Genomic DNA, 25,759 nt, shown 5'->3' with positions numbered 1-25,759 from the left:
CCTGCATTCATCTGTTTTGGCCGGCAACGCATCACGTGAAAGGTTATTAAGCAGATTTTTGGGAGATGAACATTAACGGATCAGAAATGCTCGACAGAGGGAACAGAACTTTTATCTGCAGCGTGGTGTTCGCGGACATCGTCGAATATTCGAAGAAGGCGGGCGACGAGCAGATTAAGCTCAAGGACCAGTTCAACGGTATCATTTCCCGTGCCATCAAGGACATCACCGTCAACGATCGCATCATCCTCGATACCGGCGATGGGGTGGCGATCAGTTTCCTGGGGGCGCCGGAAGATGCGTTGTTTGTGGGATTAAGCCTGCGCGACTCTTTGAAAGAAATTGAAAGTACCGATGAGCTGCGCGCGCGCATCGGCATCAATCTCGGGCCAGTGCGCGTGGTCAAGGACATTAACGGCCAGCCCAACATCATCGGCGATGGCATCAACGTCGCGCAGCGCGTGATGAGCTTTGCCGAGCCCAACGAAGTACTGGTGTCGCGCTCGTATTATGAAGTGGTCTCGCACCTTTCCCAGGAATACGAGCTGTTGTTTTCCTTTCAGGGAGCGCGCGCCGACAAGCATGTGCGCGAACACGAAGTCTATGCGGTCGGCACGCCGGGCAAGGACATCCAGCCCTGGCTGGGAAGGGCAAGAGTGTATGGAGAAGGCGCTGCTGAAACTGTTGACGACAAAGAAAGAGCTGCGCTGACCGAAGACACGCCGGCCAAAACCAAAGGCGGGGCCGGCAAAAAGCTGCTTTATGCGGGCGTGCTGCTGGTGGTGATTGCTGCACTGGCGTTCGCGCTGCGCGGAGGCAAGCCCGAGCCGGAAACCTCTAAGCCGCTGCCAGCGGCAGAGGCCAAACCCAGGAAGTCCGTGCCAAAAGCAGAAGCCGCCAAGCCCGCAACACCTGCGCCCGCTCCTGCAGTGGAAGAACACCATCCGTTTGGGCAGCCGGGGGCTGTACCCGCGCCCAAGCCGGAAGCCAAACCTGCTGAGGTCAAGAAACCTTCAGCCAAAGAGTCCAAGGTGGCAGAAGCGCCGGCAGCTGTAGCGGCTCCGGCCGGCGGGCTGATCACGCTGACGATTAAGCCGTGGGGCGAAATTTATCTGGACGGCAAGAAGATGGGCGTCAGTCCGCCCCTCAAGAAACTCCCGCTCACGGCGGGGAAGCACACTATCGAAATAAAAAACAGCGCTTTCCCGAGTTATACTGAGACCGTGGAAGTCAAACCAAACGACCGCGTCAAGATTACGCATCAGTTCCGTTAACAAGGAGGGGAACCATGCTTAAACCGAGAAGCTGGCTGCCGTGGGCTGCCGCCTTGGTATTATGCACTGGCTGCGCCGGGATGAAAGAATACAATCCGGTGACATTGATTGAGGGTAAGGGCGCGTCGGCTTTGTCAGATGGCGTAAAGAGTTACGATGACGGCAATTACGACAAGGCACAAAAAAGCCTGCACAGCGCGCTGGAGCAGGGGTTGTCGTTAAAATCCGACCAGGTGAAGGCGCACAAGTATCTGGCCTTCACTTATTGCGTCAACCACCGCGAGCGTCCGTGCCGGGAGGAGTTCAAGAAAGCGCTGGAAATCGATCCCGACTTCGAGCTTGAACCGGCCGAAGCAGGCCATCCCCTGTGGGGGCCGGTGTTCCGCAGCGTCAAGACTCGAAAATAAAAATTACTCGCCGCTGTCCGGCCCGAAGGGTTTGACCCGACCGGAGTCAAGTCATACCGCGGAATGCGCGCGATATCTTTATTCGTTAAAATATCCCGCTTAACTCTAGCCGCCACAGAGGTTTGCCTCGAGGCAGGTGGACCCTTCACCGAACCCCAACCGGCTCAAACATGATTCTTATCCTGAGCGACAACGTAAAAACCGACAGCGCGGAATATAAGCAGCTGCTGGAACATCTGGCGGCGCTTCCCAATATCAAGTGCAAGGTGCACCGCGAGCAGGGAGAAGAACGGGCGCTCACCGAAGTTTATCTCATCGGCAATACCAGTACGCTGCAAGTTGAGGACATGAAGAACCTGCCATGCGTCGAGCGTGTGGTGAGGGTGTCCGAGGAATACCGCGTACTCGGCCGGCACAAGGACGACCGGCGTCCGACTTGGTTTGACTACAACAGCGTGCGCTTCGGCCAGGACACGCTGCATATCTTCGCCGGCTTGTGCGCCGTGGATACCCGCGAGCACGTGGAAATGATGATGAAAGCGCTGAAAGAGCATGGCCAGGTATGCACGCGCATGGGCGCATACAAGCCGCGCACCAGCCCGTATTCGTTCCAGGGTCACGGCAAGAATTGCCTGCCGTATGTGTTCGAGCTTGCCGGCAAGTACGGCATCCGGGTGATTGCCATGGAAATCACCCACGATTTGCAGGTCGACGAAATTCGCGAAGCTTTGCGTCTGACCGGGAACCCGACCGGCGTCATGCTGCAAATCGGTACGCGCAACACCCAGAACTTCGAGTTGCTCAAAAGCGTCGGTCGCCAGCAGGATTTTCCCGTGCTGTTGAAGCGCGGTTTCGGCATCACGCTCGACGAATCGCTCAATGCTGCCGAGTATCTGGCTTCGGAAGGCAACCGCAAGGTGGTGTTTGGTTTACGCGGAATGAAGACCAACATGGGCGATCCGCACCGCAATTTTGTCGACTTCTCACACGTGCCGGTGGTGAAGCGCTTGACGCGCATGCCGGTATGCATCGACCCGTCGCATTCGGTGGGCTCGCGCAGCGTCGCGCCTGACGGCATTCTCGAGCTCATGCATGTCGCGGTGCAGGGCATAATTGCCGGCGCCAACATGATTCTGGTGGATTTTCATCCGGTCCCGAGCAGGGCGCTGGTGGACGGCCCGCAGGCGCTGTTGCTTAAGGAATTGCCGCAGTTTATCGAGGATGTGCAAATCGCCAGGGAAGCCTACCAAAAGCGAGTGGCGGCCGCCGCGCGTTATACAAATTAAGAGGAGAGAGTGGCGGGCCCGGTTTTCACACATTGAATTGGGGTTGCAGCGTTGAAATATATCTTGTATGACTGGACGGGCTTGTCTAGAATCAGCCCGGGCGCTCATTTTCCTGCGGACGTGCCGACCGGCTATGTGAAATTCCTGCGGCTGGTGTGCTACATCGTTACACGGGTTTTCAATGGGTATTCAGGCAATACAGCATGAGCGCGCGAGCGCTGGTAAAATAGGCAAAACGCGAAGAGAGGCGCGTTAGTCATGGCGGAAGAAACAGGTTCTTACCATAACCGGCTTGCGACGCTAGAACATCTCGGGGAAGGGACGGTGGTCGCGGAACAGATCTTCGGGATGGTCGGCCATTCGCCGTTTTTCGCCGAACTGGACCAAGAAGACGTCAGGGTGCTGGCGGGTTTCATGCAGGTGTACCGGGCCCAGTCCGGAGAGGTTATTATTCGCGAAGGAGACCCTGGCGATTACATGCTGCTGCTGATCCAGGGACAGGTGGATATTCTCAAGACAGGCCAGCACAGAACCGAGCGGCACATGACTACAGTGCTGCCGGGAATGACTCTGGGCGAAATGTCGATGATAGACGGAGAGCCGCGCTTTGCTACCTGTATCGCGAAGGACACCGCTACCTTTGCCGTGCTGACCCGGGATGACATGGTGAAAATCATTCTTGAGCAACCAAGCCTCGGTGCAAAAATCCTGATCAAGCTGGTCACGCTCTTGTCTCAACGCCTGCGCCAGACCAGCCATAAGCTTCTCGATCACATGGAGTGATAAGCCTGTTCGTGTTCCGGTCTTTCGCTTGAATTTCTTTTTATCCTTCCCTGTTTGTGCGATATTTTTTTCTACGCTCATCTTCCCAACTGCTTTCGCTTCCCCAGTCTACGTAACGGATGACCGCGGCGAGACGGTAGTGCTTGATCAACCGGTGCAGCGGATTATCGCGCTCGCCCCTTTCATTACCGAGCTGGTTTATGCGGCGGGGGCGGGGTCGAAACTCGTCGGAGCGAGCGAGTACAGCGATTATCCCGAAGCGGCGAATAGCATCCCGCGGGTTGGAAATGCGGCGCATATCGATATTGAACGCATCCTGCTCCTTAAGCCTGATTTGATTCTCGGCTGGCGCAGCGGCAGCCACGCGGGGGAGCTTGCCAGGCTGGAAAAACTCGGCTTCAAGGTGTTCGTCATGGAGCCGGTCAAGCTTGCTGACATACCTCGATTGTTGCGCACGCTGGGAAAATTTGCCGGCACCCGGGCGGCGGCGGAAATCGCGGCGAAGGATTTTGAAGACCAGCTGGAGTCCCTGAGAGAACGCTTCAGCGGCAAGCGCCCGGTCACCGTATTTTATGAAATCTGGCACCAGCCGCTGATGACCATCAACGGCGAGCACATAATCAGCGACGTACTGAAGCTGTGCGGCGGCGTGAACGTTTATGCCAACGTGCGCCCGCTGACCCCGATAATTTCCATCGAAGGCTTGCTGGCCGAGGATCCGGAAGCCATTATTTCAGGCGTATCGCAAGGCGAGCTATGGCAGCCATTCAAAATGTTAAGCGCCGTACGCAGAGAGCGCATTTTTTTCATCCCGCCGGAATGGCTTGAACGCCAGTCGCCGCGGATATTGGAAGGCGCGAGGGAAATTTGCGAGCGGCTGGATACGGTGCGAAAAGAGAAACGCTGAAGCTTACAGCCTCAGCCACTTGCCTACGTACAGCACCGGCCCGGTCGGCAATCCGGTGGGCGATCCGCCCTTGGGTTCGAGGCTGATGGCAAGCGCAGGCACGTTGCCGAGTTGCTGATCGGCGGGTTGTTGCAGCTTGAGCCTGGTGACGCCGGAGGCCGCAACCAGGCCGAGTGATTTCGGCGCCGTGCCTTGCTCGGCGGGCAGCGCCCACAACTCCAGCGTCTTGTCGGCTGCGATGGGTTGCGTGATGAGGGCTTTGACGGTGAGCTCGGGCGAGTTGCGCCTGGTGCTCACCAGCAGCACCGGCTGCTGGGTTTTCTGGTCGTTGAGCAACGCCATGTAGGCGGGCGGCGTTTCCGGCCGCGACGCGATGCTCAGGTAAATGAGAAGGACCGCGGCCAAACCCGAGCTGAAAAGACCCAGTGTGCGCCAAAAGCCCAGGTTAACAGGCGCTCCGGCGTTTCCTGCGATCCGCGCCTTGATGGCGTTCCACACCCGCGCCGGCGGGGCGATTTCAGGCGCGGCTTCCAGTATCGGGTAAATGCGGTTTTCCCATTCGACGACGGTGCGGCGCAGCGCCGGATCGTATTTCATCAACCGGGTAAAGCGCGCACGCGCCGCGCCGCGCAGGGTGCCAAGCGCATATTCCGCAGCGAGTTTTTCGCGCAATTCAGGGTTCGTGTAATTCATGCTGAAAAGCACCTCTTAAGCCGTTCCAGACCGCGCCGAATCCAGGTTTTCACCGTGCCCAAGGGCTGACGCAAATGCTTCGCCAGTTCGGCGTGAGTCAAGCCGTGATAAAACGCGAGCATGATGCTCTGCCGCTGCCGCGCTTCGAGTTGCTGCATGCAGCGTGCCAGCGCGTCCGCTGCATTCGATTGCAGCAGCAGCTCCACCGGGCCTCGCGCACCGTCCTCAAAATCTTCGATCAACGAGTTGTCTGCTTGCGCGATTTCCAGGCCGGGACGGCGCAGCAAATCCAGCGCACGGTTGCGCACGACGCTGGTCATCCACGTCATTGGCGCGCTCTTGCGGGCTGTGTATTCGGCGGCATGCTTCCAGATGTTCACGAAGCTGTCTTGCAGAACTTCTTCCGCCCAGTCCTTCCGTTTCAATATACGCAGTGCGACGCCAAACAGTTTCGCCGAGGTCTGGCGGTACAGATCGGCGAAAGCCGCCGGGTCGCCCAGCGCGCATTGCGCAAGCAGCCGGCTCAGCACTTCCGGCTGAGGTTTGGGCCTAATGGCGGGCCTCCGTCATTTATTCTTTCCCTGTTGCCAGAGTACGTCCCCGTGTTTGCGGTTCAGCACCCGTCCCATCACAAACAACAGGTCGGACAAGCGATTGAGATAGTGGCGGCTTGCCGTTGAGACTTTCTCGGAGCCGGCGAGCCTTACCAGGCGGCGCTCGGCGCGGCGGCACACGGTGCGCGCGAGATGCGTAAGGCTCGCGGCGCGCGAGCCCCCGGGCAGAATGAATTCCTCGAGCGGGGGCAAATCGGCGTTGAGGGCATCCAGCGTGTTTTCCAGCCGCTCAACCTGCTTTGGCGTGAGACTGGAATGCCCCGGCAGGCACAGCTCGCCACCGAGGTCGAACAGGTCGTGCTGGATATCGGTCAGGCAGGCGTGTATATGCGGCGGAAGGTTTTCGGCGAGCAGTACGCCGATGCAGGAATTGAGTTCATCGATTTCGCCGATGGCTTCAATGCGCGGGCTGTCTTTCGGGGTGCGCGAACCGTCACCGAGCCCCGTGGTGCCGTTGTCGCCGGTGCGCGTGTAGATTTTGGTCAGCCGGTGGCCCATGGTGCTCCCTGCGTTTCCGTTGAGGGATTATAGGCATTAAGGGGTGGCCTGAACAGTGCGACTTATTGGTTCAAGCGATCGGCTGCAAGCGCAATTTCCTCGGGTTTGAACAGCGGCAGCGAACAGCGTTTGTTGCTGCACACGAAAGCTGCGGCAGTCGGCAGCTCCGGATATTTGACATCGGGATTGGGCATTTTGCCTTCGCGCGTGTCCCACCATTCAATGCGCCGGTACACCGAAGGGTAGGTGAGCGCGGAGCGGTACAAGGCTTGCGCTTGCGGATCGTCCTTGTGGCCGACCACGGTGATGTGCGAAGGCTCGTTGGCCAGCTCGTTGTCGGCGAGCAGGATACCGGCTTCGGTGCGGCGGTAAAGAGCGATAGCTTCGGTGGCGAGCAAGCGCATCGCGTGCTCGGCCAGTTTGCGGTGTGGTTCGCGGCCGGAGTATTGGTAAACCAGATTGGCAAAGCGCACGGTGAAAATATTTTCCTCGATGGTCGGGCGCGGTTTCAACACGCCTTTCGCGGCGCTGGTCGCAAAGCCTGCTTGGATCTTGAAATTTTTGTCAATAAAATCGGCGGCTTGTTCCGCGTGCTGCAACCACTGCCGGTCGGCAGTGACGGTGTAGAGACTGATGAACGCCCGTCCCATGGCCAGCGTGTCTTCGAGATAAGGGCCGGCGCTATCCACTTCATCGTGGCGGAAACCGCCATTGGGCAGCGAGCGGTTTTGAATTATCCAGTTCGCCGTCTTGATGGCGTGGGCTAGATATTGCTTGTCGCCGGAAGCGGCATAAAGGTGTGCCAGCCCGTTAATCGCCCAGCCGTTCTCGCGCGCATAACGGTGCTTGTCGATCGCCGGCAGGCCGAGTTTGCGCCGTCCCGTGTCGTCGAGCGCAAAGTATTCGCCGCCGTGCTCGCCCTTGACGAGATCGGCGTCCTGGCTGGTGTAAAAAGCGCCTTCCGGACTGGTCAGAAAATTCTTGAGGTAACGGTAAATATCCTCGCCCGCCCTGAGATAGCGAGGGTCGCGAAAATGCAGATACGCCAGCGAATACGCTCGCATATATTCAGCCTGCACCTGCATGATTTTCTCGAAATGCGGATGCTTCCAGTCGCGATCCGTCGAATACTGGTACGCGCCGCCCCAGACCGGGTCGATCAGATTAAGTGCTCCGTTCAAGGTTTGACGCGCCATGGTTACGGCCTTTGCGTCGCCTTTTTTGGCGAGCAGCATCGCGTATTCGACGCTGTCGCGGTCCATGAACTTCTGCTGCTGTTCGAGTCCGCCGACCTGGTAATCGTGGGACAGAAAGAAGCGCTGCTTTAGTTCGCTGCGCAACTTGTCATCAAGAAGCGTCTGGTTGGAGAAATCGCTGACGTTCAGAATACGGACATCGGGATAGATGACCGGGCGGGGATCGTCAATGATTTCCTTGAGCATCGCGAGCATGTTTCGCGGCGGAAGGTAACCGGAGCGCTTGACGATTTCCCCGCCGTCCGAGTTAAACACGATGGTCACCGGCCAGCCGTAATCTTCGTAGCGCCTGGAGATATCGGGGCGGGCATCCTGATCCACTTTCACCGGGATGTATTGGGCCCGAATCAGTTTGGCGACTTCCGGATTGCCATAGGTTTCCCGATCCATGACGTGGCACCAGTGGCACCACACCGCTTCCAGATCGAGCAGAATAAACTTGTTTTCGCGCTTGGCTTGTTCGAACAAGCCGTCCGACCAGGGCTGCCACTGGATGAGGCCGGGTTGCGCGGCCTGCGCGCAAAGCGCAAAGAGAAAACTCAGCAAACCGAGAACGTAGCGCATGTTCTTGGACCACCCTGGAAAAAGCGGCCTCGGAAAGACTAACCGAGGCCGTAAAGCTCCTTGTAAAGGGGCAATGTCAACTTACTGTGGAACGGTCCGGCTTAAGCTGCAAATCCGTCGGGTTCCCCCTAAGACAGCGGCCTGGTCCGGGCCGTTCAATGCATGATACGGGCGGGGGCTGGATCTGGATGCCTGCGCTTGCCAAGAACCATTGACCTTAATCCAAGTATCCTTTAAAGTTCCGCATCCGATTTGTTCCTTTCAAGAGCTAATAAGACATGAAAAAAACCAGCTTATTCATCCTTTGCGCCGCCATGATTGTCGCGACTCCCGTTTCGGCGCACGCGGCGGGCGACCCGGCGCAAGGGCAAAAGAAAAACTCGATGTGCGCGGGCTGCCACGGTATAGACGGCTGGCGCACCGTCTACCCCGAAGTGTACAGCGTGCCCAAGCTCGGCGGTCAGCATGCCGCTTATATCGTCAAGGCGCTGCAAGCCTACAAGTCCGGCGCACGCAACCATCCGACGATGAAGGCGATTGCCGCCAGCCTGACCGACCAGGACATGGCCGATTTGGCGGCTTATTATTCGGGCGGCGGCAAATAAGATAATCAGGGATACGGGGAAAATAGAATGAATAAACTAGTTACAGTTGCAATTGTAAGCGCATTATTACTGGCGGCAGGCCACTCTTTTGCCGGTGGCGACGCCGCTGCGGGCAAGCAGAAATCCGCTGCGTGCGCGGCGTGCCACGGCGCGGACGGCAACAGCGCCACGCCCGACTTCCCGCGCATCGCCGGTCAGCAGCCCGATTATATCGTCAAGGTGCTCTCCGATTACAAATCCGGCGCCCGCAAGGATCCTATTATGGGGGCGATGGGGGCGAATCTTTCCAGACAGGACATGCAAGACCTAGCGGCGTATTTCTCCAGCCAGAGTGGATTGGTTGTGAAGTACTGACTCTGAATGCCAATAAAAAAGGAGGCGTGAGCCTCCTTTTTTATTACCGGGGGCAGCCCGGCGGCTGGTGACTTTTTCTTGCTCGGCCAAGAAAAAGTCACCAAAAAGAAGGCGCCCCGGACTCAGACTCGCGCAGCGTGGAGCGGTGAGGGGTGCAAGCTACCGCAAGAGACACTGTGAAACGGGGCGCTACTGCTGTCGCTCCCGCACCCCAAGCTGTGCTGACCGCGTCGCGGCAGCCCCCGCGCCTTAGCTGTACTGCTCGGCGGCTCACAGGGGAGATAAACCAACGCAAACTATCCACGGTGATTTGTCATTCTCCGTGGCTCACGCCGAGTATTTTTCGAGACACTCGAGATAAGTTCTTTCATTGGGCGCGGTGTTGTTCCGCTGCGCCTGCCAAATCATTTACCCCAGACAATTCATGACTGTGTGTAAGGCTTCGTGACGGTCTGCAGTTTTGTTGAATATCCTTTCAAATAATCCGCGAATACCGTGCGGCTGGTCTATTGAAAGCTGCTCCTCGATGGCGAGATGCATACTCATGTGCAGAAACGGATTGGTTTCACCCATTTCCGGGAGATAATCGCGCTCAAGAAAACGCTTTTAACACGTGCTCTTGTTTCGTTCCTTCACCCTTCACCCCATTCACTTCATTCACGCTGTTGCTGTTTTTGCCTTGTACTCGCACAAATCGCGAATCAGGCATAGCGGGCAATCGGGCTTGCGCGCCTTGCACACGTAGCGGCCGTGCAGAATCAGCCAGTGGTGCGTGTCGCGGCGGAATTCCTCGGGCACGAATTTCATGAGTTTGTCCTCAACCTCGCGCACGTTTTTCCCTGGCGCAATGCCGGTGCGGTTAGCGACGCGAAAGATATGCGTGTCCACCGCGATAGTCGGCTCACCGAACGCGGTGTTGAGTATCACGTTTGCAGTTTTACGGCCCACGCCCGATAGCTTTTCCAGCGCCTCGCGGGTGCGCGGCACTTCACCGCCATGTTCTTCAATTAGTATTTTGCAGGTGGTGAGGATGTTTTTAGCTTTGGTGCGGTAGAGGCCAATGCTTCTGATGAATTTTTGCAGGCCGGCGCGGCCCAGCGCGAGAATTTGCCGCGGCGTGTTCGCCACCGCGAAGAGCCGGGTTGTCGCGAGGTTCACGCTCTTGTCGGTCGCCTGCGCTGAGAGCACAACTGCGATCAAAAGCTCGAAAGGCGTTTGGTATTCCAGCTCGGTGCTGGGCTCGGGATTGGCGGCTTTCAGCTGGGTGAAAATCTCCCGGCGCTTGGCTGCATTCATTTTTGCGGAGATATTCTGCGTATTCTTGCGCGCTCCAGCGCCGCCCGGATCGCGGCTTTTTTGGGCTCATGTTCCGGCTGGGTTTTCTGTGCGAGCTTTTGCTGTTTTTCCTGCTCATCCCGCTGCAGGCGGAAGTTGTGGAAATTGAAGCGCTCGCGCGCCGCATCGGCATCCTGTTGCGACCAAACCGGATGGGCGGCGGGAATCATGCGTATGCAATCCACGGGGCAGGGCGGGATACATAGCTCACAGCCGGTACAGTCGGCGGTGATTATCGTGTGCATTTGCTTGGAGGCGCCGATGATTGCATCCACCGGACAGGCTTCGATGCACTTGGTGCAGCCGATGCAGAGTTCTTCTTCAATGACCGCGACTTCTCGCGGTTTTTCCACGCCGAATTGGAGATTGAGCGGCTTGAATTCGCGGTTGAGGAGGGCCGCGAGCCTGTGGATGCTTGCTGCTCCTCCGGGCGGGCATTGGTTGATGTCGGCTTCGCCTGTGGCAATCGCTTCGGCATAGGGCTTGCAGCCGCCATAGCCGCACTTGCCGCATTGGGTTTGCGGCAAAATCACATCAATTTGCTCGACGAAGGCAAGACTTGCAGTCATCCCGCAATTCTACTGCAAAAAATAGAGTATTCGTGCCAAACGGGTAAGTTGGAGATGCCGCTGTTTTAAGCGGCGGCTTTCCGGCGTTGCAAGCGAACGAGGCAGCGGTCTATCCATTGCGCGGTGAGTTTCTCCTGCAGCGAATTTTGGTTCAGGCGCGCGGAGAGCCCCTCGAAATCTACTTGGTCGAGCGGCTGGTCCTGGTTGAAGCAGGAAAAGACGTAGGTAATCTTGCCGGTTTCCGGATTAACGTGCGGCTGCAGGCACTGCGAACAGATTTCCTTCATCATGCACTGCATCGGCGAGTTGATTGAGCCGATGGCGAAATGATGCGGCTTGAGGCAAGACTTCAGCACCGTATGGCGGGCTTCGGCCACCGCCGCCATCATCTTGTCCGAGCCGATGGCGATAATGCGGTCGGCGTCGGGTACGGCAATCTGCTGCGGCCCCAGCGCGCCCCTGGCGTAGGCGGTGATGCCCTGCACGATGTTGCCGACAAAAGCGTGGTCCTGCGGCCGGCTTGGCTGGAAACCAGGATGTTCGTCGCAGCACCACACCGCCACGTCTGCAGCGGCCTCGATTTCTTCCATCTTGTAGCGGTCTATCATTTTCTTGTAGCCGGCGAAATACAGCACCCTGGAACCGGCGCGGCGCAACGCCTGGCCGATGGAGAAAAGCACCGCATTACCCAGGCCGCCCCCGACTAGAATTACCGTTTCATCCGAAGGAATCTCAGTGGGTGAGCCGGTTGGTCCCATCAGAATTACCGGTTCTCCGGGTTCGAGTAGCGCGCACAAATCGGCAGAGCCGCCCATTTCCAGAGCGATGGTGGAAACCAAACCTTTCTTGGTGTCGACCCAAGCCCCGGTGAGCGCCAGGCCTTCCATTGTGAGCTGCGTGCCGTCCACTTTAATCGCGCGGGTTTCATAATTCTGCAGCCGGTAGAACTGACCGGGACGGAAGCGGCGCGCCGCTTGTGGCGCTTTGACCACGACTTCGACGATGCTTGGCGTGAGGCGGATTACCTCGTGCACCGTGGCACGCAGTTCATTATTGAGGTGCGCAAAGAATTCCGCATCGCTTTTGCCGCTAGCCGGTTTTACGCGCTCCAGCACGCCGCTCACTACCGGGTAGCCTTGCTTCGCCCCGCCCAGCGCTTTCACTACATTGCCATAATAGGAAGGATGCAGATCTCCGAAGAAGCTGATAAAGCGCCCGTCACTGCGCTTCGACAAAAGCACGTTCGCGGTCTTCGGCTTGGAAATATTGCGCTCGGGTTTTACCGGATTGCCGTCTTCGTCGCAGGCCTGGAAGTAGCGGCCGTCCAGTTTGAAATTCCCTGGATCCTCGCGCGCCAGAACAGTATTGGGCTGTGTTCCCGCCGCGACCAGAATGGTGTGTGCGGGAAGTTCGACTTGATTGACTTCACTCCAGTGGCCTGCTGCGTCTCTGCTCTGCACCGACATGCGGATGGCGCGCGCCGCGCCAAATGAATCCACTTCCACGCGCAGCGGGTTCAAGCCTTCGGCAAAGCGCACGCCTTCCTGCAACGCTTTGTCCACTTCTTCGTGGTTCAGGGTATACGAGGGACTGTCGATCAGGCGCTTGCGGTAAGCGATGGTCACGCCGCCCCAGCTTTGCAGTAATTCCAGGATGCGCGACTTACGGCCTTCGGCTTGAGCGGCTGCGCGTTCGGCGCGGATGGCCCGGGCGTGCTCGAGAAACTCATCGGCGATATGCCGTTCTTCGGGGTGCCAGTTGCGGCGCACGGCGGTAACGCCACGCTCTGCGATGAGCGTTTCGTAGCGCAGCAGGAATTTCTCGACCTGCAATGGATAATAGGCAAGTGATTCGGTCGCGGTGTCGATTGCGGTCAAGCCACCGCCGATTACCACCACTGGCAGTCCGAGCTGCATGTTGGCAATCGAATCCGCTTTGGCTGCGCCGGTCAATTGCAGCGCCATCAGAAAATCGGAAGCGGTGCGCACCCCGCGCGCCAAGCCATTCGGCATGTCTATCACCGTCGGACGACCGGCGCCTGCCGCCAGTGTAATATGATCGAAGCCTTGCGCAAAAGCTTCGTCTACCGTGAGCGTGCCGCCAAAGCGCACGCCACCAAACATCGCGAACTGGCTGCGCCGCTCCAGGAGCAGGCGGATCAGTTTCAGGAAATTCTTATCCCAGCGCACGGTGATGCCGTATTCGGCCACGCCGCCGAAACCCGCCATCACCCGGTCGTCCAGCGATTCGTACAATTCGCCAATGTCGCGGATCGGCTTGAACGGCACGCGTTTGCCGTGTGTATCCACGCCTGAAATTTCGGCGGGGAGCGGTTCGATTTTCAATCCGTCTATGCCGACCACTATATGGCCGTCGTTCATTAAATAGTGCGCAAGTGTGAAGCCCGCCGGTCCCATGCCGGCAATCAGCACGCGCCTGCCGGTGGCGGGCCTGGGATAGGGGTGGCGCAAGTCCAGCGGATTCCAGCGGGTGAGCAGGCTGTAAATTTCAAAGCCCCACGACAGCTCCAGCACATCTTTCAGCGTGCGCGTCTCCGCCTGCGGGATGTTGACCGGTTCCTGCTTCTGGTAAATGCAGGACTTCATGCAGTCGTTGCAGATGCGGTGTCCCGTGGCGGCGACCATCGGGTTGTCCACCGCGATGATTGCCAACGCGCCGATTGCCTGGCCTTCGGTCTTCACCTTATGGAACTCGGAAATTTTTTCTTCGAGCGGGCAGCCGGCGAGCGTTTCGCCAAACGGGCTCTTTTTGAATCCATCGGCAGGACCCACCGGATCACGGTGAGCGAAGCTTTGTGCGGAGATGGTGGGCGGCGCGCCGCTCCCGCTCTCGGCTGCGCTTCCGTGTCGCGGCGCGCCCTTTTCCTTGAGCCCTGTAGAGCAGGAATCTTTGCCTTGCTCGTGACACCAGATGCAGTAGTTGGCCTCGTCCAGGGCGCCGACCAAATCAGTCCCCGGGTCGGTGAGCTTGAATCCTTCGCGGCGGCGCAGATGCTTTTCATCAAGGGTAAAAGCGGCGAAGCCTTGGCTCTCGTCGGTGACAACCGGCACCAGGCGCATGAAGTCGAGCTTGTGCGGCGCCTTGAACAATACACCGCTGCAGTGGCGTTGGTGTCCCGCCGGCGTGGTCGCCGCCCAAGCGGCGTAGAGCAGAGCGGTTTGCAGCTTGTCGGCGTTTGCCGCGTCATCCTTTTGCCATTCGCTGACATGCCTGGCGAATGCAAGCTCGGAAAACGGCTCGCCAAACAGCGCCTCCAGCCGCTTCTCGACCGCGGGGCCGTCAACCGCGGCGGCTTCCTCGGGTTTCACCTTGTTCATCGCTCTGCGCTGCACGAACAGGCGCTTGCAGGAATAAAGCGGCGCAAGCTCGTGATGCCGGGCGGAAAGTTTCCGCACCTCGCTTTCGATACCGAATAAATCGGCGATGAAATCATCGAGATGCGGTGCAACTGCAATCAGGAGTTCCGATTCTTCCTTTTTAGCGAGTTCGTCGGCGTTGAGGATGCGCCCGACTTCGATGCGTCGGCGCAGCGCGACATCCGCTTCGCCGAGAAAATTCAGAAACGCGGCATCGAGCCGCAGCAAGCCATCCCGGCGATAGAGGTCTTCGAAAGAAAGCCCGTGACGCAGCTTAAGCGCTGTTTCCTGATGCGTAGTCATGCGTGGTTTGACGGAATCCGTTTAAAAGCATGCATTATCGCTTTTAAGGATGCGTCATTCAACCATGCTGAGGTTATATAGATAGATGTTTGGATTATATGCTGAGGCAAGGTGCCGGATGTCGTGGCGACGGCAATGCGCGGCTAGGTTATGCGGGATGGACTGCGGAGCACATTCGCATGTCACACGGCAGCGCCAGTTTGTTCGGTTAGTGATTCAATGATTTCAGCTACCAGCGCCGGGCCGCGGTAAATCAAGCCGCTGTAAATCTGCACCAGGCTTGCGCCGGCTTGCAGCTTTTCCGATGCGTCCGTGCCGCTCATGATGCCACCCACCCCTATGATAGGCAGTTGCCCTTGCAGCGCGGCTGCCAGCTGACGGATGACGACGGTGGATTTTTCATTAAGCGGTGCGCCGCTTACACCGCCGCTTTCCTGGCTTAAGCCCTTGATTCCGGCGCGCGAAACCGTGGTGTTGGTGGCAATCACGCCGTCGATTTTATGCGCCAGCAACAGCGCGGTGATGTCGCTAATTTCCCGCTCACCGATATCGGGCGCGATTTTCAGTACTAGCGGCGCCTGTTTTCCAAACAGCTTGGCAAGTTTCTTATGTTCTTCCTTTAAGACGGACAGCAACGAGTCGAGTTCCTGTTTTTGCTGCAGCTCGCGCAAGCCTTGCGTGTTCGGCGAGGAAATGTTAATGGCAACATAACTTGCAAACGGATATATCTTGCGCAGGCAGGCGATATAGTCATCGGCCGCATTTTCCATCGGCGTGTCGGCATTCTTGCCGATGTTGATGCCCAATATCCCTTTGTAGCGCGCGAGGCGGATGTTTTCTATCAATCTGTCCACGCCGTGATTGTTGAAACCCATGCGGTTGACGAGGGCCCGGGCCTGCGGAACCCGAAACAATCGCGGGCGAGGATTTCCCGGCTGAGGGCGGGGTGTCACGGTACCGACTTCGATGAACCCGAAACCCAGCGTGGCGAGCGCGTCTATGTATTCGCCATTTTTGTCCACTCCCGCCGCAAGTCCCACGGGATTGGGAAAATCCAGTCCCATGACTTGGCAGGGCTTGCCCTGGGCCCGTTTCCCGAAAAATCCGCCCAGGCCTAGGGCGTGACCAAGATGCAGGGAAGCGAGCGTTAAATGATGGGAGGTTTCGGCATCGAGCCTGAACAGCAGGGGTCGCAACAGGGAATAAAGCATGGCGTGATTTTAACTGTTTCCGTTGAAGCGGAAAAATTTTATAAGGCCTATGAGCCGGCCACCTTTTCGGGAATCGGCTGGCGCCGCAATAGCAATTGGTACAGAGCCAGCATCACCAGCCAACAAATCAGCGCCGTCCAGAGATGGTGCGACAGGAAATGCGCACCCTGCATGACGCGCCCGAAGCCGAGAACAAAGCCCAGGCCAAAGCCGCCGAACAGTCCCCAATACGCGAGACGCCGTCTGCGCAAATGCTGCCCGGCAAAATAAAACGCCATCAGACAAAAACCGGTAGAAGAATGCCCACCCGGCCAGCATTTGCCCGGCTTGACACCTTCCGGAGTTTTTTCAAACAAGGCGATGTAAGGCGCATAGCCGCCGTACATTTTTAAATCATAAGGGCATTGCTTGTTGCTCACGCTTTTGAGATAGCTCACCGTCCCTGAAGAAAGCCCCATCGCCAGCACCAGAAAGAGGAGAACACGGCGTAGTGGAGCGAGCGAAGCAATGCGGAACGAAAGAAGATAAGCTGCCAGCACTGCCACACCGAGAATTACTACCGCATATTTGGCCCAACGGTGCATCACCACTTCGAGAAACCAGTGGTTGCGCAATGGAAACTGTTGGGTTACCGGGTCGAAAAACAGGCGCGTGACGCGCTCGTCAATGCCCAGTAGGTAAATCAACCACAGGACGAGGCTAGCCGCAACCAGGGGAATGACCAGATGCAAAAGGTAAAAACGCGAAGCGCTGTTTCGTCTTTGCGTCGTCTGCGCTGATTTCACTGTTGTTCTTTACGGAAGCGCCAGCTTAATGCCAGCCGTAGCGGCGGTTGATATAAAAATCGTAGGCCAACTGGAACACGCTTGCCGCATTTTTCATTTGTTCTTGGTCAAGCGCAGTCTTGGTCTGGCGATTGGTCTTCTTGTCGTAGAGATAAGTGATGCCGGTTTTGCGGAAATTGAGTTCGGTGAGCTTGGTGCCATCGTAAAAGGCGATATCGCGGTTGTGGTTGAGCAGCACAAACCTGTCTTTTGGGTTGCATTTAAACACGTCTTTGCCGAAAAACACGCTGTCGTAGGAAATATTGAGCATGCCGAGCACGGTGGGCGCGATATCAATCTGGCCCGTCAGAGTATCTACTTGGTGCGGCTTGAAATGCCCGGGTGCGTAAATCAAGAGCGGCAGCTCATAGCTGCGCAAGGGGATATCTTCTTTCCCATAGACCCGCGCGCCGTGGTCGCCGGTGATGATGATAAGCGTGTCATTGAAATAAGGTCTGTTTTTGATTTCCTCGAAGAACTTGCCGATGGCGTAGTCGGCGTAACGCACGCCGGCCTCGCGGCGGCCGCCTTTGGCGGGCACGCCGGGCACCCCTTCCGGGAAGGTGAAGGGTTTATGGTTTGACGTGGTCATCACGATGGAGAAGATTTTCTCGCCGCGCGCGCTCTGCTGGTCGAAAATGCGCAGGGCGTTGCGGAACAGGTCTTCGTCAGACACGCCCCAGATATTGCTGAATTTCGGCGGGTCCAGGTCGGTGCGGTCCACCACACGGTAGCCGTTATTGCCGAAAAAGTAGTTCATGTTGTCGAAAGTGCCAAAGCCGCCGTAGATGAAAGTCGGCGCGTAGCCGTTTTTCTTCATCACCGTCGACCAGTTGAACATGCCTTCGTTGTTGGGGCGTTTCACGATCGCTTCGGCCGGCACCGGCGGGAAGGAAGCGGACACCGCTTCCATGCCGCGCACGGTGCGCGTGCCGGTGGCGTAGACGTTGGTGAACATCACGCTGTCCTTGGCGATGCGGTCGATATTGGGGCTGAGGCCGCGCGTGTCGCCGTAGGCGCCGATAAAATCGGCGCCAAGGGATTCTTCAAGCAGAATCACGACATTGAGCAGCAGGGGCTTTCCGGGATTCTCAATGCGCCGCGCGATGGGGTTGTTGGAGCCGGAGATAAAGGTTGAGTTGGGTTGCGCCACCAGCTGGCGCAAGCGGTGCTCCGCTTCCTCGGCGGAGATGGTAGTGTAGAAGTTCGGGTAATCCATTCCGCTGTTCATCGCGGCGTTGAAGAATGAATAAATGCCGTTTGCCGTGAGCTCGTTGGCGACGCGGTTTTCCGAATAGCGGCCGGTATTGATGTTGACGGCGGCATGCACGATCAGGAGCAGAATCATCCATGTGCCGAAAGGCTTCACGCGCACAGCCAGCCGCTCTTCTTTCAGCATGCTGCGGTTGAGCATGGGGTAAAACCGCCACATCGCGGCGAAGGTGACCAGGGCGGCACCAATCAGCGCCCACCCCACCGGGTAGGATTCCCAGATGTTGACGAACACTTCATGCGGGAACACCAGGTATTCAACAGCGACGAAATTAAAACGCGAGTTGAACTCGTCAAAAAAGTAGTATTCTACCGCGCCGAGATAAATGAGGCCGTACAGCGAAGCGGCAAATGCGGTGATCAGAAAAACGCGCTGTCCAATCGAGCGGAACGCTTTTTGCGGGAACAGAAACAGATACAGCGCGAAAGGCGCGAAAAGGTAAAGGCAGGTGATGAGGTCGTACAGCGTGCCGACGGGCAGGATGGCGGCGAGAGAACCGACCGCGATTTGGCCTTCCTGGATCGGGCGCACCGCCAAAACGATGCGGGTGAGGAAGGAAATGATGAGATACAGCGTGGCGGCTAAATATAGAATGCCAAACCGGCCGGATTCATAAATCCGCCGCAACCAACCGCCGGAAGAGGAAATGATCGACCTCAACGCCGGGCCGGCGCCGGCAGCGATTGCCAGCGGTCGTTTATCAACCCCTCAATCGGCTGGAAGTTTGCCTTGTACGCCATCTTGCGGCTTTCCCCGATCCAGTAGCCGAGATAGAGATACTGCTGGCCGAGATCCCTGCACAGTTCGATTTGCCACATGATGTTGTAGGTGCCGAGGCTCGCGCCCGGAAGATTGGGCTCGAAGAAGGTGTAGACCGAGGACAGGCCGTCGTGCAGGCGGTCGATGATGCTCACCATGCGCAAGTCGCGTCCTTCGCGGAATTCCACCAGCTGCGAATCCACATTGCTCTGTAGTAGGAAATGCTGGTATTGTTCGCGACTGTCCTGGTCCATGCCACCGCCGGAATGACGCTTGGCCTGATAGCGCAGATACAGCGCGTAATGCTCGGGATGATATTTAAGCTCCAGCATTTCCGCGCGCAGATTCTGGTGACGCTTCCAGGTGCGGCGCTGGGTGCGCGTGGGGCAATAAGCGCCGGCGATGATGCGCACCGGCACGCAAGCGCGGCAGCTGTCGCAATGCGGCCGGTAGGTAAACGCGCCGCTGCGGCGGAAGCCGGTTTTCACCAGCTCGCTGTAGACTGAGGTGTCAATCAGGTGGCTGGGGGTGGCGACCTGCGAGCGCGCCATTTTCCCCGTCAGATAGCTGCACGGGTAAGGGGCTGTGGCGTAGAACTGTAGCACCGACAGCGGGAATTCATTCAAATAAGTCATGGTCGAGACGCCATTTTCCTTGGATACCCGCATAGTTTATCAATTCTTCCAGCTTCCGCGTAAATTGCTTGCGCGGAATCTCGCGCGCGCCGAACGAAGCCAGATGCGCGGTTTTCATCTGGCAGTCAATCAGGCCAAAGCCCCAGCGGCTTAACTGCCTCACCAAATGGACAAAAGCGATTTTCGAAGCATCGGTCCGGCGCGCAAACATGGATTCCCCGAAAAACACGCGGCCCAGCGCCACGCCGTAGAGTCCCCCTGCCAGTTTGCCGCCGATCCGGGTTTCCAGCGAATGCGCGAGGCCCAGTCGGTGCAATTCCTGATAAGCCTGCATCATGTCAGGCGTAATCCACGTTCCGGGCTGGCCGCGGCGGGGAGCCGCGCAGCTTTTCATCACCTCGGCAAAGGCGGTGTCGACGCGGATTTCATAATCGCGTTTCTTCAACACCTTGCGCAATGAGCGCGAAATCTTGAGTTCGGCAGGGAAAAGCACCATTCGCGGATCGGGGCTCCACCACAGTATCGGCTCGCCTTGGTTGAACCAGGGGAAAATCCCTTTCGAATAGGCTTCGACCAGGCGCTTGGGGGACAAATCGCCGCCTGCGGCAAGCAAGCCGTTTGGCTCGATGAGCGCAAGCTCCGGCGGCGGAAAGGAGTGATCGGAGGTAAGCCAGGGAATCATCGCTTTATTTTAAGCGATGATTCCCGGCTCGGCTTAGCTTCAGATACTGTGTATTGCCTTAATAACCGGATTTCGCCTTCTCAGTGAGGCGGATCACGCCGCAAGTCACCCTGGGCCCGGCATTTCCTGCGGGCTGTGATTTCAGGTCATCCGGATTGGCGTGCACGATTACGCCTTTGCCGACAATGCTGTTGGCCGTCTGATCCAGGGTGATGCCATCCACTTCAATTGAAAGCGTGGCGTTGCCCGATTTATCTGCGGTGAGATTGCCCAGGTCGCCGCCGTGGCGTTCTGCGCTGTCCGGAGTGCCGTGGGGTTTGCCGGCGGGATTGAAATGCCCTCCGGCGCTCATTCCGTCGGCCGCACTGCAATCGCCTTTTTCGTGAACGTGAAAACCGTGCAAGCCAGGGGTTAGGCCGTTTACGTTCGCTACCACCAGCACTTTGCTGCCTTTTTGGGTGAAAGTGACGGTGCCCCAAACCTTATTGCCCTTGGTAGGCTGCAGGTTTGCGGTGGCAGAGGCGGTTTTGCCGGGCAGCCAGGCGCAGCCCGCCATAATCAGCGAGCAAGATAATGCTGCAAGCAATATTCTCATTTCATCTCCTTTGCTGTTTGGGTTATTAAACTGCCGAGCGGCGTTATCTAGCACCTGACTTGCTGTTGGCAAAAGTTTGTCAACTCGGTGACGATGACATCGCCGGTTACCTGTTTCTGCGCTTTCTTGGAGCCATACTCCAAAGCCAGCTTGAAGTCGTACTTGGAAAAGAAATTGTTGAACAGCTCTCCACCAAGCGTGCCGACCGCATAGAGCTCGTCGGTGTTCTTGTCGTGCTCAAGGATAATTGCCGCCAGCGGCTGTGGTGCCGGGCCGGAAACCACCTTTGCACCCTGCGCAGGATCGTATTCGCTGTGCTCGGCGCAGCAGTGAATCACGTCAGGTTTCCCGATTTTTGAGCTGACGTCGCCACGGTAGCTGATAAAGCTGATCTGCTTGGTGGGGTAGGCCAGGCGGTGAGCGCAGATTGCTGAATAAGCGACAACGGAATGGTTTGCGCCTACCCCGCCTTTCCAGTGATAGCTTTTGCCATCGGCGGTGAGCAGCATTGCCTGGCTCGTAGTGGGTTTGCCGAGATTCAACAGGAAGCACGGCGTACCCTGAAACGGATAGTGGAAAATATAGTTTTGCTTGATTTGCAGCCGGGACGCCTGGAGCGGGCGGCCGTCGTAATCCACCAGCCGGGCGCGGGCATAGAATCGGGGCTCGGTGTTTTGCGCGGCGAAGCCGTTGTTGACCGCCGCCACAGCTGCGGCCCCGGCGCAGATTTTGATGAATTCGCGTCTCTCCATAACCCACTCTCGGGCAGTGCTGCTTATGTAACACTCATCGCGCCGCAATGTCAACCGGACAGGCCACAGGTCGGATCTTTAAAAGATGAAGGCAGCCGCAAACCGCTGCCGATTTAGCCAATAACATTTTCATCACGGGAAAACGCCTGAGCAGGCGCTGGCAATGCACTCCGCTTCGGGCTATTCTTGGTTTATGAATAATCTTGAGGAGAAAAAATGCCTGAATTAAGCCCGGAAGTTGCAGGCCTGCTCAAGGAACTGCGCACCTTTCTCGCCAATGGCAGTGAGCCGTGGGAACAGCGGCGCGAACTGATCCAAAAAATAAACAATATGGTTGAAGGCGGGGAAGTGGAATTGTTCGTAGGGATGGCGCGGGAGATGAGCCGCATCGGCGCCACTTATACCAACTTGTTGCAGGCTTTTGCCCAGTTCGGCGCCGCGCAGCAAGGCGGAGCGAATCTAGCGGATTGGTTCACGCGTTCGTTTCAGCAACCACAGGCCATGGTCCCGCCGCTCATGTCGCCGGCGGCGGGGTTCGATTACTTCAAGCAGCTTGCCGATTTCATGAGCGCTCAAGCCAAATCGGCAGGCGCCTCGCAAGAGAAAAAGGATTAATCAAGCGTTACGCGGTCAAAGAAAAAGGGCGCGGAGCCGCACCCTGGAAAGAAAGGAAAATGAGCATATGGAGGAGATCTCATCCTCCATGCTTGCGCCCCTAAGTAACAGTAAATGGAGTGCCAGGGCGCAGTTCATTTTCAATCAATGGCTTCTGATGCTGTCGGGGAAAGGAGTGTGCCAAACGCGTAACAGTTTATTGCAGTGGCGGTGTATCAAATTTGTCACTGGCGGACTGATGGATGTTCCGGGCTCACCGGTGCGCCTCGGCACGGCGATTATACTGATGCTGTCCACTTGGCTCAGCGGGTGCGCTGGCTTGGGTAATGAGAAAACCAATCCGGTAACGGTAGAACAAATCGTGCAAATGACCCGCGACGACATGCCTGCGGAAACGATCGTGAAACAGTTGCGTGATTCGCATGACGTGTATCGCCTAAGCGCATCCCAGCTTGCGAAACTGCATGACCAGGGCGTGGCGGACGAGGTGATCGACTATATGCAGGAAACCTACATTCAAGCGGAGCGACGCGAGGAAATACAGTACCAGAACCAGTTCTGTGGCTACGGCTTGTTTTGCCGGCCGTTTCCTTACTTGCCGCCGGCGTTGATACGCATGCGCTGAACCGACGACAGGCAAAAAAATGGGCGTGGAGGACACGCCCAAAAGTCTTAATAAAGGAGAATGAGCAAGCAGAAACACTACGCTTGCGAAAATACAAACCAGCAAGAAAGGTGCCAGCAGTCCATTCTCGGCCAATCAATGAGTTATAAGATGAAGCGGGCTGGCCGTTTGTATCGGAAGTGACGCAGGTGTTGCAAGCTATCCACCGATTTTGGCACGATGCTTGGTTGGGGTCATGTACCTCATATAGGCTGCAATCCAATTTGAGCGAATTTCCTGCTGAGCTTCTCCCAGGTTCAAGGCCCCATGGCAAACCAGCTCATGCAGTTTGTTTTCGAGCCGGTCCTTTTTTGCTGCTGACCACCGGCCGTATCGAGGTTCCGGCCAGAGATTTGCCTTGTCTGTAGGGTTGCCGCCGACTTCCAAGGGAATGAGATGGTCTTCCTCGTAGTGCTTGGGGTCTTTATCTGTGTAGCCGTACTGCCTGATCTGTTTTTTCTTGAGGGCATTGGTGTAATAAGCAGGCGGCCGAATTTTTTTCGTAAAGCCTTTTACACAAATTGTGTTCCGGATGTTGCCCTGGGTCACATTAGGGTCGGTGGCTCCTGGCGTTAATTGCGGATTAGGAAGCTCGCCCGCTGATGCAAAGCCAAAAGTCAATAGAAAAGATACGAGGCAGATGCACGGCTTCACTAAGTGTAAGATTCCCGGCTCCTCAAGAAGTTTTATTTTGAAGCGCACTTTTCTTGGAACCGGTCAGGGTGCTTGTTGCTGCCGGATTCCCCAAGCAGGGCAAATCCGGGTACTGGTTGGCGCCCCGAACACGAATCGAACGTGCGACCTGTCCCTTAGGAGGGGACTGCTCTATCCACTGAGCTATCGGGGCGACGCGCGCATTCTAGCCTATATTGCCTTCGCGTATCACTCGTCCAGTGCCGGTTCAGGGCGAAGCGCGCTGCCTGCGCGAGCCTGCCCCGCCGGGAACGACGGTTGAGGCTTAAGGCTGGCGCAGCCGCACCATTCCTTCCATGAGATTGGAAGGGGCTTCACGGCCGCTCAAGCTGTTTTTCCTTAATTTCTACTGCGGGATAATAAAGACCCGCGAGCCTGCGCTGCCACCACACGCCTCTCAGAGCTTTTTCTTCTCCGCTCGCATACCGGTAGTCGTAAAGCAGGGCCCGCACGTAAAGAGGCGGCTTGTGGGGAAAGGGATTGCCGTCGAGCAGCGCGATCACTTCCGGGGAGTTTTCCAGGAGCCGGTGCAACAAACGTGAAAACCAGGGGTGCTGACCTTGTGTCCCCAGCGCGGCAAACCACATCTGCCAATCCAGCCGCGGCTGGTGCGGGATATTCCACGGCGGCGCCCGTTTCACATCTCCCGGCTTGTACTTGAATGCGTATTCGCTCCAGTGAATACCGTCGTCCGAGCCTTCGATGATGATTTCCGGCCGCTCGGTGGTCATCACCGCGAATAAACCGTAAGTGTTGACGATGCGAAATGGCGCGGTACCGTTGTTCAGCGCCAGCGCCAAAACCGGCGCGCGCCCGGTAAAAGTGGAAAAAATCTGCGTGCCGCTCACCAGCACAATCAACAGGGCAAACGAAGCAACGGCAAACGAAGCGGCTTTTCCCGGCTGCATGCCGCGCACCCGTTGCTGAAGCGCGCGGGCCAGGTTTTGTGGCAGCAGATGGTTGAGGGCCACGTCGTCGAACAAGGTGAGGCATAGCGCCATGGTGAGGAGATTGAAGAAATTGTAGTTGCCGGTGAGGAGAATGGTGACTTGCAGCAGCAGAAAGCCGAAAGCCGCAACAAAGCGCAAGCGCCTTGGACAGAAAATCAGGAACGGCAGCGCGAGCTCGATGAAAAAAGTCATGCCGGTGGCGAAACTCAACGTACCTTGCGGCAAATGGTGCGTGTACCAGGCTAGCGGCGTGGGCAGCGGCTGGGTTTGAAAGTGGTAGGAGAGTGCCGAGAGGTCCGCCCAAGTGGGATCACCGCTCAGAAGCTTTACCGCACCCGAAAAAAACATTAAGCGGAACAACAGCCAGCGCAACAGCCAGATGCCAAACCTTGAGCCCGTGCTCAGCAGAAGCGCAAGAAATCCGGTCTCCAGCAGCAGCAAATCCCATTGAAACGTCATGAAATCCTGCCCGGCGTAGAACAGCGAGAGATATAGCGCATAAAGCAAAAGCAGACTCAAGCGCGGCAGGACGTTGAACACCACCAGCAGCGATAGCGCCGCGCCGGCCCAGCATGTGGCTTGAATGACGAAATTGCCCGTACCCCACCAGAACAGCATGGGAAACAGCCAGTAACGCTCTGCGCCGAAATGGCTTCGGACGGCGCCGATAAATTCTGGAAGCGGCAGGATGCCGTGGCTGCCGATCAACCCCAATGCCTGCACGCCGAAAGAAGTAAATGCTGCGAGATAAATCAGGCTGGTCGCGCGCAAAAACAGCCAGGAAACAGAATCAAATCGCGGCGGAGCGCAATCGCGCCCCCACAACAACAGGCTCAAGCGATAAAACGCCGTGCGGTGCGAAGCGATGAACGCGTAAGCGAGTTCCGTCAGCGCGGCGAAACCCGGCAGCCGGCGGTACAACGCCAGCCAGAAACTTTTGCCGCGCGCATGAGAAAGCGTGAGAAAAGTGGCTTCGCCGGCGCGGGCGGTGCTCCCGCCGGGCGCGATGTACTGTACCGCGCGTTGAAACTCGGCAACAGAAATGTGCGGGTACTGAGCGGCGACTTCCTGATAGGGCGCATAGTCCATCCGGTCTTGAGTAAGCTTTTGCCAATAACGCACCCAGTAGGTGCAGAAGCCGCAATCGCCGTCATAGATCAGGAGCGGCCGAGGGCCGCCTGCGCTCATTGTTCCCATAAAACCAGATTATGCCTGAAGGGAAAAAGAAGGAAACCGCGAATAACAGCCGTGGCGGGACGTATGGCTTACAATGCTTCCACC

25 protein-coding genes and 1 tRNA gene are annotated in these 25,759 nt (G+C 57.3%); 9 read left to right on the top strand and 17 right to left on the bottom strand.

The annotated features are described in order from the left end of the window. The first annotated feature begins 86 nt into the window (after positions 1–86). The 5 genes from VHE58_10255 (at position 87) to VHE58_10235 (ending at position 4,657) form a co-directional block, all read left to right on the top strand. Positions 87–1,274: an adenylate/guanylate cyclase domain-containing protein gene (locus VHE58_10255; GenBank protein HVS27652.1), complete on the top strand. Its 1,188-nt coding sequence runs from the start codon at positions 87–89 to the stop codon at positions 1,272–1,274. A 14-nt stretch (positions 1,275–1,288) separates the two neighbouring features. After that, positions 1,289–1,681: a TssQ family T6SS-associated lipoprotein gene (locus VHE58_10250; protein ID HVS27651.1), complete on the top strand. Its 393-nt coding sequence runs from the start codon at positions 1,289–1,291 to the stop codon at positions 1,679–1,681. A 170-nt stretch (positions 1,682–1,851) separates the two neighbouring features. Beyond that, positions 1,852–2,967 carry a hypothetical protein gene (locus VHE58_10245; GenBank protein HVS27650.1) on the top strand — a complete coding sequence of 372 codons (1,116 nt, stop codon included), beginning with the start codon at positions 1,852–1,854 and terminating at the stop codon, positions 2,965–2,967. 258 nt (positions 2,968–3,225) lie between these two features. Further along, positions 3,226–3,750, top strand: coding sequence for a cyclic nucleotide-binding domain-containing protein (locus VHE58_10240; protein ID HVS27649.1), 525 nt, complete (start codon positions 3,226–3,228; stop codon positions 3,748–3,750). 139 nt (positions 3,751–3,889) lie between these two features. Further along, positions 3,890–4,657 carry a cobalamin-binding protein gene (locus tag VHE58_10235; GenBank protein ID HVS27648.1) on the top strand — a complete coding sequence of 256 codons (768 nt, stop codon included), beginning with the start codon at positions 3,890–3,892 and terminating at the stop codon, positions 4,655–4,657. 3 nt (positions 4,658–4,660) lie between these two features. On the opposite strand, the gene VHE58_10230 is transcribed toward VHE58_10235, so the two are convergent. The 4 genes from VHE58_10230 to VHE58_10215 all read right to left on the bottom strand — a co-directional run bounded on the left by VHE58_10230 (position 4,661) and on the right by VHE58_10215 (position 8,282). Beyond that, on the bottom strand, positions 4,661–5,350 hold the full coding sequence (locus VHE58_10230) for an anti-sigma factor (protein HVS27647.1): 690 nt from the start codon (positions 5,348–5,350) through the stop codon (positions 4,661–4,663). Then, positions 5,347–5,880: a sigma-70 family RNA polymerase sigma factor gene (locus VHE58_10225; protein HVS27646.1), complete on the bottom strand. Its 534-nt coding sequence runs from the start codon at positions 5,878–5,880 to the stop codon at positions 5,347–5,349. Before VHE58_10225 ends, VHE58_10230 begins: the two co-directional genes overlap by 4 nt. A gap of 36 nt (positions 5,881–5,916) precedes the next feature. Continuing rightward, positions 5,917–6,462, bottom strand: coding sequence for a cob(I)yrinic acid a,c-diamide adenosyltransferase (locus VHE58_10220; GenBank protein ID HVS27645.1), 546 nt, complete (start codon positions 6,460–6,462; stop codon positions 5,917–5,919). A 62-nt stretch (positions 6,463–6,524) separates the two neighbouring features. Continuing rightward, positions 6,525–8,282, bottom strand: coding sequence for a DUF255 domain-containing protein (locus tag VHE58_10215; protein HVS27644.1), 1,758 nt, complete (start codon positions 8,280–8,282; stop codon positions 6,525–6,527). A 278-nt stretch (positions 8,283–8,560) separates the two neighbouring features. Between VHE58_10215 and VHE58_10210 the strand changes: the two genes are divergently transcribed. After that, positions 8,561–8,887 carry a cytochrome c gene (locus VHE58_10210; protein ID HVS27643.1) on the top strand — a complete coding sequence of 109 codons (327 nt, stop codon included), beginning with the start codon at positions 8,561–8,563 and terminating at the stop codon, positions 8,885–8,887. A 27-nt stretch (positions 8,888–8,914) separates the two neighbouring features. Beyond that, the gene (locus tag VHE58_10205; protein HVS27642.1) at positions 8,915–9,241 is read left to right on the top strand and encodes a cytochrome c; all 327 of its coding nucleotides are present in this window, start codon (positions 8,915–8,917) and stop codon (positions 9,239–9,241) included. A gap of 657 nt (positions 9,242–9,898) precedes the next feature. Here the strand turns inward: VHE58_10205 and nth are convergent. From nth to VHE58_10155, 10 genes are all read right to left on the bottom strand, one after another. After that, complete coding sequence (gene nth / locus VHE58_10200; GenBank protein ID HVS27641.1) at positions 9,899–10,537, bottom strand: endonuclease III; 639 nt, start codon at positions 10,535–10,537, stop codon at positions 9,899–9,901. Beyond that, entirely contained in the window at positions 10,534–11,145 is a 612-nt protein-coding gene (gene rsxB, locus VHE58_10195; GenBank protein ID HVS27640.1) for an electron transport complex subunit RsxB, read from the bottom strand. Before rsxB ends, nth begins: the two co-directional genes overlap by 4 nt. 65 nt (positions 11,146–11,210) lie before the next feature. Beyond that, positions 11,211–14,825 (bottom strand): FAD-dependent oxidoreductase, encoded by a 3,615-nt coding sequence (locus VHE58_10190; protein HVS27639.1) that lies wholly within the window; start codon positions 14,823–14,825, stop codon positions 11,211–11,213. Between the two features lie 182 nt (positions 14,826–15,007). Continuing rightward, positions 15,008–16,036: a quinone-dependent dihydroorotate dehydrogenase gene (locus tag VHE58_10185; protein HVS27638.1), complete on the bottom strand. Its 1,029-nt coding sequence runs from the start codon at positions 16,034–16,036 to the stop codon at positions 15,008–15,010. A 47-nt stretch (positions 16,037–16,083) separates the two neighbouring features. Continuing rightward, positions 16,084–16,821: a phosphatase PAP2 family protein gene (locus VHE58_10180; GenBank protein HVS27637.1), complete on the bottom strand. Its 738-nt coding sequence runs from the start codon at positions 16,819–16,821 to the stop codon at positions 16,084–16,086. Between the two features lie 25 nt (positions 16,822–16,846). After that, positions 16,847–18,760, bottom strand: coding sequence for an LTA synthase family protein (locus VHE58_10175; protein ID HVS27636.1), 1,914 nt, complete (start codon positions 18,758–18,760; stop codon positions 16,847–16,849). Between the two features lie 29 nt (positions 18,761–18,789). Continuing rightward, positions 18,790–19,527, bottom strand: a complete 738-nt coding sequence (locus tag VHE58_10170) for an arginyltransferase (GenBank protein ID HVS27635.1) — start codon at positions 19,525–19,527, stop codon at positions 18,790–18,792. Further along, the gene (gene aat, locus VHE58_10165; GenBank protein ID HVS27634.1) at positions 19,511–20,209 is read right to left on the bottom strand and encodes a leucyl/phenylalanyl-tRNA--protein transferase; all 699 of its coding nucleotides are present in this window, start codon (positions 20,207–20,209) and stop codon (positions 19,511–19,513) included. Before aat ends, VHE58_10170 begins: the two co-directional genes overlap by 17 nt. A 58-nt stretch (positions 20,210–20,267) precedes the next feature. Then, complete coding sequence (locus tag VHE58_10160; GenBank protein HVS27633.1) at positions 20,268–20,804, bottom strand: superoxide dismutase family protein; 537 nt, start codon at positions 20,802–20,804, stop codon at positions 20,268–20,270. 47 nt (positions 20,805–20,851) lie between these two features. Then, positions 20,852–21,556: a (2Fe-2S)-binding protein gene (locus VHE58_10155; GenBank protein HVS27632.1), complete on the bottom strand. Its 705-nt coding sequence runs from the start codon at positions 21,554–21,556 to the stop codon at positions 20,852–20,854. A 216-nt stretch (positions 21,557–21,772) separates the two neighbouring features. On the opposite strand from VHE58_10155, the gene VHE58_10150 reads away from it, so the two are divergent. Further along, positions 21,773–22,171, top strand: a complete 399-nt coding sequence (locus VHE58_10150; GenBank protein HVS27631.1) for a hypothetical protein — start codon at positions 21,773–21,775, stop codon at positions 22,169–22,171. 238 nt (positions 22,172–22,409) lie between these two features. Continuing rightward, positions 22,410–22,796 carry a hypothetical protein gene (locus VHE58_10145; GenBank protein ID HVS27630.1) on the top strand — a complete coding sequence of 129 codons (387 nt, stop codon included), beginning with the start codon at positions 22,410–22,412 and terminating at the stop codon, positions 22,794–22,796. Positions 22,797–22,994: 198 nt separating this feature from the next. Here VHE58_10145 and VHE58_10140 read toward each other — a convergent pair whose 3' ends face one another. From VHE58_10140 to VHE58_10130, 3 genes are all read right to left on the bottom strand, one after another. After that, positions 22,995–23,537, bottom strand: coding sequence for a hypothetical protein (locus VHE58_10140; protein ID HVS27629.1), 543 nt, complete (start codon positions 23,535–23,537; stop codon positions 22,995–22,997). 69 nt (positions 23,538–23,606) lie between these two features. Then, positions 23,607–23,682, bottom strand: a tRNA-Arg gene (locus VHE58_10135). 160 nt (positions 23,683–23,842) lie between these two features. Beyond that, entirely contained in the window at positions 23,843–25,675 is a 1,833-nt protein-coding gene (locus VHE58_10130) for a lipase maturation factor family protein (GenBank protein HVS27628.1), read from the bottom strand. Positions 25,676–25,759 lie beyond the last annotated feature (84 nt).

It is taken from the genome of Burkholderiales bacterium (assembly GCA_035543335.1).
Taxonomy (GTDB): Bacteria; Pseudomonadota; Gammaproteobacteria; order Burkholderiales; family JAHFRG01; genus JAHFRG01.
The sequence above is the reverse complement of the archived record's forward strand: the minus strand, read 5'-3'. Positions and strand labels throughout refer to the sequence as shown.

Coding starts and splice junctions, on each gene's coding strand:
- VHE58_10250 (HVS27651.1), top strand. CDS start 1,289: ATGCTTAAACCGAGAAGCTGGCTGCCGTGGGCTGCCGCCTTGGTATTA.
- VHE58_10230 (HVS27647.1), bottom strand. CDS start 5,350: ATGAATTACACGAACCCTGAATTGCGCGAAAAACTCGCTGCGGAATAT.
- VHE58_10245 (HVS27650.1), top strand. CDS start 1,852: ATGATTCTTATCCTGAGCGACAACGTAAAAACCGACAGCGCGGAATAT.
- VHE58_10185 (HVS27638.1), bottom strand. CDS start 16,036: ATGCTTTATTCCCTGTTGCGACCCCTGCTGTTCAGGCTCGATGCCGAA.
- VHE58_10220 (HVS27645.1), bottom strand. CDS start 6,462: ATGGGCCACCGGCTGACCAAAATCTACACGCGCACCGGCGACAACGGC.
- nth (HVS27641.1), bottom strand. CDS start 10,537: ATGAATGCAGCCAAGCGCCGGGAGATTTTCACCCAGCTGAAAGCCGCC.
- VHE58_10150 (HVS27631.1), top strand. CDS start 21,773: ATGCCTGAATTAAGCCCGGAAGTTGCAGGCCTGCTCAAGGAACTGCGC.
- VHE58_10255 (HVS27652.1), top strand. CDS start 87: ATGCTCGACAGAGGGAACAGAACTTTTATCTGCAGCGTGGTGTTCGCG.
- rsxB (HVS27640.1), bottom strand. CDS start 11,145: ATGACTGCAAGTCTTGCCTTCGTCGAGCAAATTGATGTGATTTTGCCG.
- aat (HVS27634.1), bottom strand. CDS start 20,209: ATGATTCCCTGGCTTACCTCCGATCACTCCTTTCCGCCGCCGGAGCTT.
- VHE58_10215 (HVS27644.1), bottom strand. CDS start 8,282: ATGCGCTACGTTCTCGGTTTGCTGAGTTTTCTCTTTGCGCTTTGCGCG.
- VHE58_10210 (HVS27643.1), top strand. CDS start 8,561: ATGAAAAAAACCAGCTTATTCATCCTTTGCGCCGCCATGATTGTCGCG.
- VHE58_10205 (HVS27642.1), top strand. CDS start 8,915: ATGAATAAACTAGTTACAGTTGCAATTGTAAGCGCATTATTACTGGCG.
- VHE58_10155 (HVS27632.1), bottom strand. CDS start 21,556: ATGGAGAGACGCGAATTCATCAAAATCTGCGCCGGGGCCGCAGCTGTG.
- VHE58_10170 (HVS27635.1), bottom strand. CDS start 19,527: ATGACTTATTTGAATGAATTCCCGCTGTCGGTGCTACAGTTCTACGCC.
- VHE58_10160 (HVS27633.1), bottom strand. CDS start 20,804: ATGAGAATATTGCTTGCAGCATTATCTTGCTCGCTGATTATGGCGGGC.
- VHE58_10145 (HVS27630.1), top strand. CDS start 22,410: ATGGATGTTCCGGGCTCACCGGTGCGCCTCGGCACGGCGATTATACTG.
- VHE58_10190 (HVS27639.1), bottom strand. CDS start 14,825: ATGACTACGCATCAGGAAACAGCGCTTAAGCTGCGTCACGGGCTTTCT.
- VHE58_10240 (HVS27649.1), top strand. CDS start 3,226: ATGGCGGAAGAAACAGGTTCTTACCATAACCGGCTTGCGACGCTAGAA.
- VHE58_10130 (HVS27628.1), bottom strand. CDS start 25,675: ATGGGAACAATGAGCGCAGGCGGCCCTCGGCCGCTCCTGATCTATGAC.